14 protein-coding genes are annotated in these 13,878 nt (G+C 40.4%); 12 read left to right on the top strand and 2 right to left on the bottom strand.

Features of this window, described 5'->3' with window-relative positions; genetic code table 11:
• Positions 1-38 precede the first annotated feature (38 nt).
• Both ACK8P5_RS17935 and ACK8P5_RS17930 read right to left on the bottom strand, forming a co-directional pair.
• Complete coding sequence (locus tag ACK8P5_RS17935) at positions 39-998, bottom strand: YqhG family protein (RefSeq protein ID WP_422657623.1); 960 nt, start codon at positions 996-998, stop codon at positions 39-41.
• Position 999: 1 nt separating this feature from the next.
• Positions 1,000-2,760, bottom strand: a complete 1,761-nt coding sequence (locus tag ACK8P5_RS17930) for a DEAD/DEAH box helicase (RefSeq protein WP_422657622.1) — start codon at positions 2,758-2,760, stop codon at positions 1,000-1,002.
• 435 nt (positions 2,761-3,195) lie between these two features.
• On the opposite strand from ACK8P5_RS17930, the gene ACK8P5_RS17925 reads away from it, so the two are divergent.
• From ACK8P5_RS17925 to ACK8P5_RS17870, 12 genes are all read left to right on the top strand, one after another.
• On the top strand, positions 3,196-5,793 hold the full coding sequence (locus tag ACK8P5_RS17925) for an adenosylcobalamin-dependent ribonucleoside-diphosphate reductase (RefSeq protein WP_422661508.1): 2,598 nt from the start codon (positions 3,196-3,198) through the stop codon (positions 5,791-5,793).
• A gap of 715 nt (positions 5,794-6,508) precedes the next feature.
• The gene (locus ACK8P5_RS17920; RefSeq protein ID WP_422657621.1) at positions 6,509-6,958 is read left to right on the top strand and encodes a DMP19 family protein; all 450 of its coding nucleotides are present in this window, start codon (positions 6,509-6,511) and stop codon (positions 6,956-6,958) included.
• Between the two features lie 225 nt (positions 6,959-7,183).
• The gene (locus ACK8P5_RS17915; RefSeq protein WP_422657620.1) at positions 7,184-7,879 is read left to right on the top strand and encodes a DinB family protein; all 696 of its coding nucleotides are present in this window, start codon (positions 7,184-7,186) and stop codon (positions 7,877-7,879) included.
• Positions 7,880-7,956: 77 nt separating this feature from the next.
• Positions 7,957-8,376 (top strand): GNAT family N-acetyltransferase, encoded by a 420-nt coding sequence (locus ACK8P5_RS17910; protein ID WP_422657619.1) that lies wholly within the window; start codon positions 7,957-7,959, stop codon positions 8,374-8,376.
• 159 nt (positions 8,377-8,535) lie between these two features.
• On the top strand, positions 8,536-9,102 hold the full coding sequence (locus tag ACK8P5_RS17905) for a histidine phosphatase family protein (protein ID WP_422657618.1): 567 nt from the start codon (positions 8,536-8,538) through the stop codon (positions 9,100-9,102).
• A gap of 86 nt (positions 9,103-9,188) precedes the next feature.
• Positions 9,189-9,785, top strand: coding sequence for a chloramphenicol phosphotransferase CPT family protein (locus tag ACK8P5_RS17900; RefSeq protein WP_422661507.1), 597 nt, complete (start codon positions 9,189-9,191; stop codon positions 9,783-9,785).
• A 76-nt stretch (positions 9,786-9,861) separates the two neighbouring features.
• Entirely contained in the window at positions 9,862-10,314 is a 453-nt protein-coding gene (locus tag ACK8P5_RS17895) for a VOC family protein (RefSeq protein WP_422657617.1), read from the top strand.
• 475 nt (positions 10,315-10,789) lie between these two features.
• Positions 10,790-11,332, top strand: coding sequence for a helicase (locus tag ACK8P5_RS17890; protein ID WP_422657616.1), 543 nt, complete (start codon positions 10,790-10,792; stop codon positions 11,330-11,332).
• Between the two features lie 129 nt (positions 11,333-11,461).
• Positions 11,462-12,076, top strand: coding sequence for a class I SAM-dependent methyltransferase (locus ACK8P5_RS17885; RefSeq protein ID WP_422657615.1), 615 nt, complete (start codon positions 11,462-11,464; stop codon positions 12,074-12,076).
• Between the two features lie 23 nt (positions 12,077-12,099).
• The gene (locus ACK8P5_RS17880) at positions 12,100-12,291 is read left to right on the top strand and encodes a hypothetical protein (protein ID WP_422657614.1); all 192 of its coding nucleotides are present in this window, start codon (positions 12,100-12,102) and stop codon (positions 12,289-12,291) included.
• 5 nt (positions 12,292-12,296) lie between these two features.
• Positions 12,297-12,962, top strand: a complete 666-nt coding sequence (locus ACK8P5_RS17875) for an HAD family hydrolase (protein ID WP_422657613.1) — start codon at positions 12,297-12,299, stop codon at positions 12,960-12,962.
• Between the two features lie 206 nt (positions 12,963-13,168).
• On the top strand, positions 13,169-13,732 hold the full coding sequence (locus ACK8P5_RS17870) for a hypothetical protein (protein ID WP_422657612.1): 564 nt from the start codon (positions 13,169-13,171) through the stop codon (positions 13,730-13,732).
• The last annotated feature ends 146 nt before the right edge of the window (positions 13,733-13,878 follow it).

Below are 13,878 nucleotides of genomic sequence, written 5' to 3'. Positions count from 1 at the left end.
AAAAGGGGTCTTTTTTTGCCTTGTTTTGTTGATGAAGCTCAAGAGACCCCGTTACTGGACGAACAGAGATGATACATACCGCAGGTTATGGCGGACAAGCTCACTTTAGGAGAATATTGCCACTCCATTTCGGAACGCCTGGATTGATATTGCTGCTGAATAGCCGACTTCTTCTCTTCATCTGGCTCGTTTAACAGATCTTGATAGTAGCTGTCCACAATGGCCAGCTCTTCGGCAAGACGAACCTTCGCTTGCTCAGCCCAGGAATAATCAAGTTTACTGAGCTTATTAATCAGGTGATCTTCGAGCATCGATGCGGCTTGTGATAATGTTACTGCAGCTGGCCTCACATGAACATTCTCAGGAAGTCTAGGTGTTAAATTCCGACCGTCCAGATGTGCAGGGAAGTTCTCTACAATCGTCTTACGTGACAGGGATATTCCGAGAAAATGGAGCTCTTCTCGCTTCAAATCACAGCTAAACTCAGCCTTGAAACAGATCCCAAGCCACTGCTCATACGGAGCAGAGCGAGCTTTGGGACGCTGCGGATCAGCGGGCTGCTCGAACATAAACATGTAATTGCCTTCCTCGCGGGAGGCATCCCAGATTTGAGCAAGCCTACGGCTACCGTAAAGTATATCTTCACGCTGAATTCGCCCCGGACCAATGACAGGTAGAATAGGGGCGCTGCCGTAATAGCGGGAGAGAAGAGGATCTTGTGCACCTGCTTGTGGTTTCGTTGGACTGAGTTCCGTCTGTTTGAGCAACCTCTCATCATATTTAGGAGGATCGAATACGAAGCTGAACGACAACGTTTCGGCTGGTGCTCCGGTTCGTTCGACAAATCCCCAGTAATACGGGCGATTGGTCAGCATTTTATCGGCTTGGGGAGACAGCTTAACGGTCACATGCTCAGGCGATTTTTCAATGACGGTGCATTCGGTGGCTTCCAAATAGGCCATGAAGTGCTGTTGCACCTCCTGCGGCGTCATGGTCATATTAGGCTTCTTCCTCTCGTAAGGTTTCTTCTTCAGCGGATGATTCATGCTCTAAGTCTTGTTTAATATGATGAAGTGAGTCTCCTAAGGAGCTGAGTCGATTTCGAATTTCGTCATCGCTTTCAGATTCAAGCATGATCTTGTACAAGCTTTTCTCAATGGATTCCTTCTTCTCGAACCGTTCTAGTATGACATCCAGACCGCCAATGACCATCTCGAACATATTGATCTTCTCGTGCAAAAGATTCAGAATATGTTCTTCAATCGTACCGGATGTAGACAGGTTGAAAATCTGGACATCGTTCGTCTGACCTAAACGGTGTACTCGCCCGATTCGCTGCTCAACTCGCATGGGATTCCAAGGTAGATCGAAATTGATCATTTGGTGACAGAATTGCAGGTTTATGCCTTCACCACCTGCTTCAGTGGCGATCATAACCTGAGCCTTGCCGCGGAATAGGTCCATCATCCAGTCTTTTTTGCCACGGTTCATGCCGCCTCGATATGGAACGGAAATGAGGCCATGATCGCGAAAATAATTGAGTAGATATTCTTGAGTAGCCCGGTATTCTGTAAATACAATGACCTTCTCATTCATCTGTTTGATGAGTTCTATGGCTTTCTCGGCCTTAGTATTGGCTTTGATTGCTTTAATTAAGTGGACAAGCTCCCACACCTTATCACGGAGCGGAGAATCCTCAGGCATTTTTTTGGATAAGTTAACGAGCGTAACGAAGACCGCATCTCGGCTACTGCACACCTCGCGCTGCAGGGTAACTAGTGAAAGCATACTGCTTAAATTTCCCCCAGCTGCCTGATACTGATCTTTGACGAAGGAAGTGACACCATCGTATAATGACTTTTCTTCGGGCGATAGCTCGAGGCCTACGTTACGTACAGTACGTTTGGTGAATTTTACAGGTCCTTCGCCACGGCGATTACGGATCATAACCTTAGATAGCTCATCCTTGAGCTGGTCTTGGTTCTTGGCTTTTCGTTTGTCTACAACGAAATTGGCTGAGAAGTCTCCCTGACGTCCAAGTTGCCCAGGCTTCAAGAGCGTTATGAGATTAAAGAGCTCGCTGAGATCATTCTGCACGGGCGTCGCGGTCAGGAGGAGGCAGTATTTTTTACGCAGCTTCTGAATGAATTGATAATTGGACGTTTTTTTGTTCTTTAATTTATGAGCCTCGTCAATAATGAGCATGTCGTATTCTTCATTTAATAGGATTTCTTGATGAGGGTCCCGCTTAGCCGTATCCATGGACGCAACGACAATATCATTGCCCCAAGAGTAGGCTTTTTTCTGTGCGATGGCAGGGATACCAAATTTCGAGTTGAGTTCACGAACCCACTGCAATACAAGAGAAGCGGGTACAAGGATCAACACTTTGGAGACGAGCCCTCGAACGATATATTCTTTCAGAATAAGACCTGCCTCGATCGTCTTACCAAGACCTACTTCATCGGCGAGAATGGCTCTGCCGGACATTTCAAACAACACTTTTCGTGCCGTATCTGTCTGATGGGGTAGCGGAGAAAGATTTCCGATATATTTCAAACATTGCAGTTCTTCGAAGCTTGTAACAAGACGAGATTCTTCTCCTTGTACGGCCAGTCGTGATAGGCGGTAGTCTCCCCATGGTCCGCCTTTTTCCAGACGGTTCTCTAAGTCTTCAAGCCAAGAACGGTCGATATGAAGAGGCACAGGGAGTCGCGAATCATGGACAGATCCCGGAATGACGGGTGGTTGGTAATTCACATAATCTCCTCCTAGTTGTTATAGGGTTCAAGGCACATGATGTATGTGTAGTATGGACAAAAAAAGGAGACTTCATAACCTTTCATTTCATGAAGGGGACTAAAATGGCTTTCGGCAGCCCTTATGTATGCTGCGATTGTATATTTTCAAGTTTTTTCAAAGATGATTTTTGAAAAAAGGAGAGAGAATAAGAAAAAAGAAGGTTGATTGATATTAATGGGCTTACAAGCCTCAAAATTCACATCTTCGGCATAGTTTCACCATATGTAGTGTGTTATTATGAATATCGGACACAATATATGGTGTGTGTTCGTTGGAATTAACGTTTGGCCGGTATACATAAAGGTTATATTTTAGTAGACCGTGAAGATATCGGCTTACGTATGGATGAATAAGAATTTATAGTTAATATAGGAGGTAGTTGCCTTGAGTACGATGCAAAATCAGCGGCTTGAAGGTTTAAGTGAGAAGATCTTTTTGGACCGGTATGCGTGGAAGGACGCGAATTCCCATAACGCGAAGGTTGGCGATGTGGTTCTGGTTCTGACAAAAGATGATCCGAAGTTCCCAACCAAGGAAGTTGGAGAAATTGTGAAGCGTGATGGCCGACTTGTTACCGTGAAGACCCGCAAAGGTGAATTGGTGGAGACGGATGTCGAAAAGTTAACGCTGACAATTGAGAAGACACCTGAGGAAATGTGGGACCGCTTGGCAGCTGCGATGGCATCGGCAGAAGCAACACCCGAATTGCAGGAAGAATGGAAGGCTAAATTCCGTCATATTTTGGACGATTGGAAGCTTGTTCCTGGGGGCCGGATTGCGGCTGGCGCAGGAGCAAGCGATGAACTGACACTGTTTAACTGCTATGTCATTCCTTCACCGAAGGATAGCCGCGGTGGCATTATGCAGACGTTGTCTGAAATGACTGAAATCATGGCTCGTGGCGGTGGCGTAGGTATTAACTTGTCCTCCCTTCGTCCGCGCCGTGCGATTGTAAAAGGTGTTAATGGATCTTCTAGTGGTGCCGTATCCTGGGGTGGATTGTTCAGCTATACGACAGGACTCATTGAGCAAGGTGGCAGCCGCCGTGGTGCACTCATGCTGATGATGAACGATTGGCATCCAGATATCATGGATTTCATCACTGTGAAACAGCAGATGGGTCAGGTAACAAACGCGAACTTATCTGTATGTGTTAGTAACGACTTCATGAAAGCTGTGAAGGAAGATCTAGATTGGGATCTGGTATTCCCGGATACGTCTGAACCAGCTTATGATGAGGAATGGGATGGGGATCTCGACAAGTGGAAGCAAGCGGGTCGTAAAGTCATTACCTACAAAACCATGAAAGCTCGCGAAATCTGGACAACGATTATGGAGTCTGCTTGGAAATCAGCGGAGCCGGGTGTCGTATTCATGGAATACTACAATCAGATGTCCAACAGCTGGTATTTCAATCCGATCATCTGTACGAACCCTTGTGGTGAACAGGGCTTGCCAGGATGGGGTGTATGTAACCTGTCAGCAATGAACCTGTCTAAATTCTATGATGAAGAGAATGATGATGTGGACTGGGAAGAACTAGCGATTACAACCCGTTACTCCGTTCGATTCCTAGATAACGTGATTGATACAACTCCATATCATTTCCCGGAAAATGAAGCGAACCAGAAGAAGGAACGTCGTGTAGGTCTTGGCACCATGGGTCTTGCCGAGCTGATGATCAAGCTGAAAATCCGTTATGGTAGTCCAGAATCGTTGGAGTTCCTAGAAAAGTTGTATGGATTCATCGCTCGTGAGGCTTACTTAGCTTCTGCGGATATTGCGGAAGAGAAGGGCTCCTTCCTGGCGTTCGATGCGGATCTTTATCTGCAAAGCGGATTTATGAAAAATATGTCCGAGGCGTTCCCAGAAGTTGAAGAAGCGGTCCGCACCAAGGGTGCGCGTAACGTGACTGTCATTACCCAAGCACCAACAGGCAGCACGGGTACGATGGTTGGTACGTCAACAGGTATTGAGCCTTACTTCGCATTCAAATACTTCCGTCAAAGTCGTCTTGGCTTCGATGAGCAGTTCGTTCCGATTGCACAGGATTGGATAGACAGCCATCCGGGTGAACAGCTTCCAGATTACTTCGTGACGGCAATGGATCTATCTGCTGAGGATCACATTCGCACTCAAGCAGCGATTCAGCGCTGGGTTGACAGCTCGATCTCGAAGACAGCAAACTGCCCTTCCGACTTCACCGTGGAAGATACGAAACGTCTGTATGAACTGGCCTTCGATCTTGGATGTAAAGGAGTAACCATCTACCGTGATGGTAGCCGTGATGTGCAGGTACTCCAGACGGAGAAGAAGGAAGATAAGACCGAAACTGTAACCTCTGCGCCTGAGAACGAAGTGAAGGAAACTGTAGAAACTACGACTGCATCTGCAAGTACGGCGGTAAGTGCACCACCTGCTGCTGGCAAGAGTGGTCTAGATAAGCAGTACAAGAGCCGTCCGCAAATACTACGTGGAGCAACGTACAAGATCAATACACCATTCGGCATGGCATATATCACAATCAATGATCTGAACGGCATACCGGGCGAAATCTTCTTGAATGTAGGTAAAGCGGGTTCTGATGTGTTCGCGATGGCAGAAGCCCTCGGCCGTGTCTGCTCCTTGTTCCTCCGTTACGGAGATCATGGTAATAAGGTAGAACTGCTGATTAAACATCTTAAAGGTATTGGTGGCTCTGGAGCCATTGGCTTCGGTGCAAACCGTGTGGAATCCATTGCGGACGCCGTAGCAAAAGCACTTGAAACCCATGTGGCAAGCGGCATCTCCGATGACTTTGATCCAGCACCAGTCGCAGCAACGATGGCTCCGGCAGAGCAGATCACTGCAGGCGCTGGACAGGGAAATGGTGTACCTGTTAATCATGCGTCAGCTTCTCGCGATCTATGCCCATCCTGTGGTGGCGCTTCGCTGATTAACATCGAGGGTTGCAAAACTTGCAGCAACTGTGGATATAGTAAGTGTAGTTAAGCTGTTGGATGTGAACAGATAGAGAGAAAGTAGAGTAGATAGATTGATAAAGTGTAAGAAGCTTTGAATCAGAGATATGAAATTGGTATAGAAGTATAGAGATAGATAACGCCAAGCTTAAAGTTTTCGAAGAAAGAAGGCCTGCAGGTCACGATAGTGACTTGTGGGCCTTCTTTTATATGAATCTAAGATATATCTAAGAGTTACATGGGCATCAGAGCAGCAGCGCATTATAAGAGTATAATAAAAGGTTCAAAGGCGTAATAAGAACGCTTGTACGTAAATGTAAATAAAGGTAAAATATAACTACAACTGAATCCTGGGTAGCCATGGTTTCCCTTCGAGAGAAGGTGAAGCCATGGAAGTGAAAGATTCTCTAACGATTACGTTTCTATTTTATTTGGATCCATTCATTCTTGCACATTTAACTTACATTAATAATAACAACAAGAGAAAGTGAAAAACCACCCTAAGGTTGACCGCCGAAGGTGGGTGTCTGATCGTAAGTGACTAAGAAGGGATTACCAATCCAAGCCAATTGTAGCATATTACCATATTTGAAAAGATGAATCAAAGAACAAATTGAATAAAAAAATAATGTAGAAAAGACATATAAGTAGATAATGAAAACACTCAGAAGAGGAGGTGTTTATCGGATAACAACGTATTTACGGAACTTGCAGCTTTTGGTTCTCAAGATAAGGAGGTATTCTCAGTGCAGAAATACGTTAAAGAATTCTTGAAAACAAAGGGAGAATTAAAGCTATTGCTTGCAGTAGGAGACGAAATACATAAAAAGTACTATGCAACTGGATTTAATGGACTTACAAAAAGTGAAAAAGTGATATTTTGTATGTTAGGATTAGAGAGAGAAGTTAACAATGGTGGATTTGATCAATTCTTTTTGAATAGTAGTGGTGAATATAAGTACGAAACTCTGGATTCTTTAAGAAAAATTGATGCAAGTTATACTGTTAGTTTATTGGAAGAGGCGATAAGAATCGTTGAAGAGCCGAATCCACCAGGGATGAAAGCGGATGAACACAAAGACATACAAAGCGAGAAATTGAATGACTTGGATAATAAGTTTTACGAGTATAAAGAAGATTTATTAGAACTCCAATTGCAATTTATAACAGAACAACAAGACGATTTTCTAAGCTAACACAAGAAGATATGGACTTCATATAACATAGTATTTCCGCTGCGGTCCGTACGACCCTTGGTTCGTTAGTTCGCTAGAAGAGATAGCAGTGACGAAGGAAGATTCAGCTCACAACCCTGCGAGACTAAGTCTGACGGACACGGCCAATTCGTACCTTAGGCCATTCAGCGTTCAGTAGTACGAATACATTATAGGAAATCATTGCGGAATACATGGAGGTTTAACGTGGATTTAAACCAACGAAAACTATGGAATGAAAATCACAAAAAACTAACAAGTATCATTATGAAACCCAAAGAACATAAGGAAAGTATAGATTTGTTTTTACATCAACATAGTTTGTTACATTGCTCAGAAATGAGTCATTCTGTATCTACTACTCTTGAAGATGTATTAGTTAAAGATAGTTTAGAAGAGACTTTCCGCAAGTATCCTGTAGTAGCCCCAGATACCAAGAACTCTATTGCTTGGCACATATGGCATATTACAAGAATTGAAGATATGACCATGAATGTCTTAGTCAATAATGATAAACAAGTTTTTAGTACTGATGATTGGAATAAGAAACTTAGAATTAGTTATCCTCATTCTGGAAACGAAATGACTGATGGTGAGGTTGCTAATTTAAGCAATCAGATTGATATCTCAGCATTATTTGAATATCGGATTGAAGTAGGACGTAAAACACGTGAGATTGTATCATTGCTGAAGCCTGGTGATTTTAATTTAAAAATTCAAACAGATAGAATACAAAAGCTGAAAGACCAAAATGCTGTCAAAGATGAAGCTTCTTGGTTACTTGAATATTGGGGGAATAAACGTATTGGAGGATTAATACTCATGCCAGTAACAAGGCATATTTTTTTGCATTTAAATAAATCTATTAGAATAAAACAAAGGATACAGAAGTTCATGAGATGATATTAGTTATCGTATTGCAGCTATTTATTGCGGCAGGTAAAAGTGAAGTCAAACAAAAGAATAATAGGAGGACTAATATGCCATATAACTCCCAGATACATTTTGGAACAAATGAGGAAGCTGGTTATGTAAGAAATAAACTTATTGCATATAATTCCGTACATGGTCCAAGAGGCATCTACGAAGAGGTCAATCTATGTTTGAAGAACGATAACGGAGATATAATTGCAGGTCTTAACAGCGCTGTTTGTTGGAATTGGATGGAGATTGAATTTTTATGGGTTGAAGAAGAAAATCGAAAAAACGGGATTGGTAAAAAACTATTAGCTGAAGCAGAAAAGATAGCACGATCAAAAAATTGTACATTTATTAAATTGAATACATTCAGCTTTCAAGCTCCTGAGTTTTATAAGAAATATGGTTATAAAGAAATTGCAATAATTGAGAATGCTCCACTTGGATGTAATCACTATTATTTTAAAAAGGACTTAATATAAGTATTTTTAGAAGGCATTAACGTCGTCTAACAACATTCTATAACTACATAATGGCTGATGCCACACCTAGATCCATCGAATATATTGGTGGGATTTGGATTTAAAGGGAGCGATTTTTGAAAATAACTGCATTAAAGAAATCAATTTAGGGAGGGTTAGATGGAGACGATTATTTATATGGTTAGACATGCCGAGTCACCATATACAGAAGGAAATGAAAGAACTCGGGGGCTTACCGCAAAGGGTAAGGTGGATGCTGAAAAAATAACAGAAATATTAAAAGATGAAGGAATAAACACTATTATATCAAGTCCTTATGCTCGAGCAATTCTAACATTGGAAGGGTTGGCCAAAGAATTAGAATTAGAGACTCAGATATTTGAGGACCTTAGGGAAAGGCACTTTTCAGACTATATTATTATGAATGAAGAATTCATACCTACTATGAAGAAGATGTTTGATGACCCTGCTTATTCATTGCCAGGAGGAGAGTCTAATACGGTGTGCCAGAATAGATCAGTAGTCGTGTTGAAAAATATATTACAAGAACACAAAGGAAAGAAAGTTGCTATTGGAACACATGGGAATGTAATGACATTGATGATGAATTATTTTAATTCGAATTACGGATTAGATTTCATGAATCAAACAAAGAAACCGGACATCTATAAAATGAAATTTAGAGACCTAGTGTTAGAAGGAGTCACTAGACTCTGGAAAGAATAGAGTAACTTGTGGATTGAGGTTCTCAAATTCGTTAATACAATATTTTGTCTGAGGATACGCAAATATTATATGTGAGGGTGATTCGTTTGAAGCGAGGAATGATAGTTTTTTTAAACGGCACATCAAGTTCAGGAAAGACTAGTATCTCTATGGAACTGATCAATCAGAAGGAGATTCCGTTTTATCATTTATCAATAGATGATTTTCTACATAATTATAATGAATTTATTGATCGTAAATTCCCAGATATGGAGCCTACAAGAGAAGTAGATGATCATGTTGTCGCACAAATCATTTTTGATCCCATAAACTCGTTGTACTGTTCGACAATTAAACTGTTTTCAGAAATGGGTTTGAATGTAATTGTAGATACCGTAATCGACAATGAGAAGTGGTTTAATGGTTATCTTGATGTACTCTCTGATCATCCCACCTTATTTGTAGGTGTACTATGCTCGAAAGAGGAACTTATAAGAAGAGAGCAAACAAGAGGAGACAGACAGATCGGACTAGCAAATTCCCAGTTCGACCAAGTATACCGCTTTAATGAATATGACCTTGAAGTAAACACTGAAGAGTTGAATTCATCAGAATGCGCCGAAAGGATATTAAGTTTTATTAAGTCTGATAAGGAGTACTCGGTATTTAAGAAGTTAGGTGAAAGAAATATTAGTGTTTCATAGAAGTGGAATCCAGTAGATAACAGCGTATCTAAGTTGCGGCAGTTTATAAGGACTTTTTACACGAAGGGGAAATTCGATGGAAATGAATAGATTACTAAGAATGGACAATGTGGGTATTGTTGTAGAATCGCTTGATGATGCAATTTCTTTTTTTGAGGAGATTGGATTGAATCTCGAAGGTCGAACCACGGTTGAAGGAGAATGGGCTGGTCGCGTAACCGGACTAGGTTCTCAGTGCGTAGAGATTGCTATGATGGTAACCCCAGATGGCCACAGCCGAATAGAACTATCTCGATTTATCAACCCACCTACGACATCAGATCACCGGACAGCTCCTGTAAACTCCCTTGGGTATCTACGCGTCATGTTTACAGTTCAAAATATTGACGAGATGGTATCCCGACTCATTAAGTATGGTGCTGAGCTCGTTGGTGAAGTGGTACAGTACGGAGACTCGTACCGGCTCTGCTATATTCGTGGAACCGAAGGAATTTTGATCGGTTTGGCAGAACAACTTGAAAGAAATTAACGGAAGTGACGGTCTACAGATCATTACTGACATGAAAAGATTAATATGAAAATATCTTTAAGAAGTCGGAGCGGCATATGAAAGATTCAATAAATAAATATTTATACTACTTAGGTATTGGTCTATTTATTTGTTTTTCCATCTTTTTAAGTGCTAGTAATGCTTTTGAGAAAACTAAATATTCGCTTATTGTGTATGAACATTCAAAAAGTAACAGCATCCATGTTGAGGGACTAGAAGATCCTAATCATTTAATAAGAAGTCACACTATAACAACTCCAGGGGCAGGTATTCTTAATTATAGAATTCATGTATCCAATACACCATTATATGTCCTAATAATAGAAAAGACGCAGGATATCGAATTTATAACAGATGATATCAAGAAGCTAAATGACTACATAAGGAACTAGTAATTAAATGGCATTTGCCCTTTGCTCTCCTCAAGGCAGAGCTCAACTAGGAGTGACAATAAATGCATATCGATAATGAGGGAATATACCCTGAATGCCCAGTAGTTACAAGAACAGTAGAGATTGGCGGGCTTACGAAATCACAGCTTATCCAGAAACTGCAACAATTCTCTATCTTAATGAATGAGTATGGAGAGCGGCTACTGACTGATGATAGATTTATAACTTCGGATACAAAATATAGCCTGCAGACCGTTGAGCTAACCGTTAGTAACCTTGGCTTCCCAGATGGAGCTACTATAGTTCAGATTTTCAAAAGAGCAAACGAGCTTGGTTTGGAACTGTGCCCGCATGAGCTAGGACCTCACTTAAGACTGACATATCTGGATCAGCCTGAAGATTATGGTTGGAGTTCCTTACAGGGACAACAAGCTCCTTCTGGCTCCATTACAATTGCATCGGAAATTCTAACGGAAGACGATGATTTTCCGAAAGGCTTTTATCTTAGACGAATAAACGATGTGTTGTGGCTGCGAGGATACCGAGCTGATCATCTTCACGTTTGGAATGCTTGGGATCGTTTTGTATTTTGTAAGAACTATTAAAACTTTATAGATTAGTAGAGTGAAACATGCTACTGACAGAGACAAATTGCGAGCCGACCTAAGATACGACTATCTAAGGTCGGCTTGCGTTGTGATTCGTGAATAAATTTTAGATGAGGATGATTTTATTTGGATTTGCAATTTAAAGAAAGTCTGAAAAACAGTTATAACGAGAACGCAAAACTAAGGAATCTTTTAAGCATTGAACCATGGAAGATGAAGGAGATAGATTATTTTGTATCATTTGTAGAAAAAGGTGAACAGACAAGAATTTTAGATCTCGGGGCAGGGACAGGTCAACATAGCTTGTATATGAAAGAAATGGGACTGGACGTTACTTCTATTGATTTAAGTTCCACAATGATAGAGAACTGTCTTCAAAAAGGACTTAAGGCATACGAAATGGATTTTTACAATTTAACATTTGAAGATCATAGTTTTAATAATGTATGGGCTATGAATACTTTATTACATGTACCCAAGAAAGAGTTTATCGAAGTTCTGAAAGAAATAAGACGTGTAATGAAACCCGGAGGAACTTTTTACTTAGGAGTTTATGGTGGGTACAACAGTGAAGGAATATGGGAAGAGGATTCTTGTGACCCTAAGCGATTTTTTTCATTTTATGATGAGGAAACCATGACAGAAAAGGTAAGCCAAGTATTTGAGCTTCAAGAATTCAGGACAATACATTTAGATGGAATGAAATTGAATTATCAAGCATTGCTCTTGAGAAAGAAATGAAATACTGAAGGGAGGGTTTAATAATGAATTTTTCTTGGACAGCAGCAACTGCTCAGGTCATAGTATTTGCACTCATCATTCTTTTCTTTGTTAGCTTGTTTTTATTTGTTAACAGAATCATTAAACACCACTTGGAAACAAAGGCTTCATTAAGAAGACTAGAAGAAAAGATGGAAACCATTATGAAAACAATGGAGGAATACAGGAGGAGTTGATCAACTTGACGATTAAGGCCGTGTTTTTTGACTTATTTGAAACTCTTGTGACTGAGTTCTCTGAGAATATTCGTATTTCCAAACGAAACTATGACTACATGAATATACTTGGGCTTTCAAATGAAGATTTTAAGAAAGAATGGCGGATTCGAAGAGAACGGCGAATGGCGGGGGTCTTTTCTGATTATCCATCAGTGCTAAGGGACATTTTAAGTAGTAGAGGGCTTAAAGATGATATCGAAGCGATAGATTTCTTACATCAAGAGCGAATTAAGGAGAAATGTATACCTTTTAGAAATATTCATTCCGAAATTACTGATCTATTAACTTACATAAAAAGTAAGGGGATTAAAATTGGATTAATTAGCAATTGCACGGAAGAAGAAGTGAGGTATTGGAATGGTAGTGCTTTAACTCCTTATTTTGATGATGCGATTTTCTCATTTGAGGTTGGATTAGCGAAACCAGATCAAAGAATTTACGAATTAGCATGCGAACGCTTATTGGTTAAACCGTCAGAATCCATTTTTGTTGGAGATGGTGGTTCATCGGAACTTGAGGGAGCTGCTAGGGCAGGGTTAATACCATATCATGCAACTTGGTTTAATACACATATTAAAAGCGGGTTTAGAAAATGTTCAAGCCCGATAGAAGTCATGGGGAATTTATAGAGTTAAGGTAATTCCATAAAGATCTGGCAGGCTGTGCAATTTTTACACATAAGAAGGGGACTGTGTTGTATAATGAATCAGGTCATTACATACATCATTGTCTCAGGCTAAAAATTAAAATTCTTTTTCGTTACAGATTTTCTTTTGTCAGCTTGTGAACTACTGGAAGGTGAGTTTCTTTGTCAAAGAAATATAAATTAATAACTGTGCTGGTAATTATTATTCTGCTCATAGCCAATATCGTGACCTATATGAAATATAAAGAGATGAAGCAGACAGAAACGAACACTTATGAAAGCTTAGTAAATAGAATTTATGGTTACGGGATACAGTCTTATGACGAAGTATATTTAATCAATGAAAGATTAAAGAATAATAGTCTAGATCAGGATGGATTCGAAGGAAAGATGCAGGGAATTATAACCGATCTAACAATAGCAACTGAAGCTTCCGCTATTGCAGCTAATCATTGGAATCTCACGATTGAAAGTAATGCAGTTGACTCTGTAAGTGAGATTTCTGGATTTTTTAGATACTTAAGCATGAACTTAAAAGATATACTGAACACAGAGAAAGATTTTAGGGTTTGGAAGCAGACGTGTGCTGAGCTAGAGGATATTTTGAAAATCGTTAAAGACAATATTAGTGAAGAACAACTCATAGCGGCTGATTATACTGAGGTCAAAACCATGTGGAAAGAAACGATGGAACTTGTACGCAAGCAGCATTCAAAATCAAGGTTGCTATCGTCGTATTTCACCTTATATTAGAATATTTTAACTATACACTGAGCGACACTACGTTGATGATCTAATGGCGTAGCGTGGCTCTTTTTTATAGTTAGGTATAAATGTGGACGAATCGAATCTGCAATGGAATTTTGTATTCACATAATAAGGAAACTTATATCGATCAC

This window comes from Paenibacillus sp. EC2-1 (assembly GCF_049311625.1).
Lineage (GTDB): Bacteria > Bacillota > Bacilli > Paenibacillales > Paenibacillaceae > Paenibacillus_AQ.
Note: the sequence above shows the minus strand (reverse complement) of the source record. Positions and strands in the feature narration are given on the sequence as shown.

Excerpts from the sequence above, each read along its gene's own strand:
- ACK8P5_RS17910 (WP_422657619.1), top strand. The coding sequence starts at position 7,957 with ATGCCATATAACTCCCAGATACATTTTGGAACAAATGAGGAAGCTGGT.
- ACK8P5_RS17905 (WP_422657618.1), top strand. The coding sequence starts at position 8,536 with ATGGAGACGATTATTTATATGGTTAGACATGCCGAGTCACCATATACA.
- ACK8P5_RS17925 (WP_422661508.1), top strand. The coding sequence starts at position 3,196 with ATGCAAAATCAGCGGCTTGAAGGTTTAAGTGAGAAGATCTTTTTGGAC.
- ACK8P5_RS17880 (WP_422657614.1), top strand. The coding sequence starts at position 12,100 with ATGAATTTTTCTTGGACAGCAGCAACTGCTCAGGTCATAGTATTTGCA.
- ACK8P5_RS17890 (WP_422657616.1), top strand. The coding sequence starts at position 10,790 with ATGCATATCGATAATGAGGGAATATACCCTGAATGCCCAGTAGTTACA.
- ACK8P5_RS17895 (WP_422657617.1), top strand. The coding sequence starts at position 9,862 with ATGGAAATGAATAGATTACTAAGAATGGACAATGTGGGTATTGTTGTA.
- ACK8P5_RS17935 (WP_422657623.1), bottom strand. The coding sequence starts at position 998 with ATGACCATGACGCCGCAGGAGGTGCAACAGCACTTCATGGCCTATTTG.